The organism is Leyella stercorea, assembly GCF_019052365.1.
GTDB lineage: Bacteria > Bacteroidota > Bacteroidia > Bacteroidales > Bacteroidaceae > Prevotella.
Window position 1 is genome coordinate 1 of the sequence record NZ_JAHQUY010000169.1, and the last position, 1,156, is coordinate 1,156.

Consider the following 1,156-nt stretch of genomic DNA (forward strand, 5'->3'; position numbering starts at 1 on the left):
AAAAATTGAGGTTGAACATAAGAAACGGAAACAGAAATATAGATATAGAAAAATATATAGCCTTATTGCAAACAATAGATATAGAGAGTAATATGACAATACTGATATACAACAATACAGTAATATGCCAATACGGCAATATAGATATAAAGACTGTAACACCCAAACGAAAATGACCAAAAGAAAAGGCTATCCGCTGATAACCTTTTCTTATTGAAAATTGGAGTATATGAATGGTGGCTTTATGCCACCTTTGGAGCCTTGGTCTCTATGAGTTCTATTTTTGTAACAGCAAAGACTGTTTTATGAACCTCCTTGCCATCCTTGGTATAGGAATCAGCCTTAAAGAATCCCTCAACCTTGATAAGGGTGCCCTTTTTGAGCATATCAATTGTGGCGGTATCATCCTTCTTAATCCAAGTCTCCATGTCAAGGATAGAAGACTTCTTTACTTCCTGGTCACCCTTCTTCTCTGTAGTTCTGAAAGAGAGACCGAAACGTGCTACGCTGGCTTTCTCGAAGTTCTTAACTTTTGCGTCGTTTACTACGAAACCTGAAATAGTGAAATTGTTCATTGCGTTCATAACTGTAATTTTTTAAATGTTAATACTAATTTTACGTGCATAATAGTAGCGAACAAGGAGAAGGTGAGTCACGGCAAGAGATGTCCAATATATTTTTCACCCTTGGGTATGGAGTTTTTGATTAAGGAGCAACTGCACCCAAAAAGTCTGAAAAAAATATTGAGACAAACAGGATGTGCGCCCTTGCCAACACCGCTTGTGCTAACTTTGCAAAGTAAAATGGTTGTTAACAACTATACAAAAATTATCAGAACGCAAATGATCATAAAAATCTCACTTTAGGTTTCGATATACGACACTATGAAAACGATAAACGGAAAGCCAAGTTTCACTCCTATATCTCATTAAACTACAGAGAAGAAGGGTGCTTGGGTATATGTCTATCCTCGATATGGAGGCAATAAGAAAATGCAAACCGACACGATATGTTCAAAAAGGGATAGAGGATGTGTGAGGAATTTGGCTAATTTCTATACCAAGGATGGCAAGAACATATAAATAGCGGTACAAAGATAGAACTCCTGAAGAGGTAGCATGATAGGATTTTGTCTTCTTGTGATTTGACGCTCCTG

General features: G+C 36.9%; 1 protein-coding gene. It reads right to left on the bottom strand.

Annotated features, from left to right (window positions below; translation table 11 throughout):
• Window positions 1-242 precede the first annotated feature (242 nt).
• Window positions 243-584 (bottom strand): single-stranded DNA-binding protein, encoded by a 342-nt coding sequence (locus tag KTQ90_RS13420; RefSeq protein ID WP_217318840.1) that lies wholly within the window; start codon window positions 582-584, stop codon window positions 243-245.
• Between the last annotated feature and the right edge of the window lie 572 nt (window positions 585-1,156).

What these genes read in the sequence shown, in the direction of transcription:
- KTQ90_RS13420 (WP_217318840.1), bottom strand. Translation starts at nt 584, where the DNA reads ATGAACGCAATGAACAATTTCACTATTTCAGGTTTCGTAGTAAACGAC.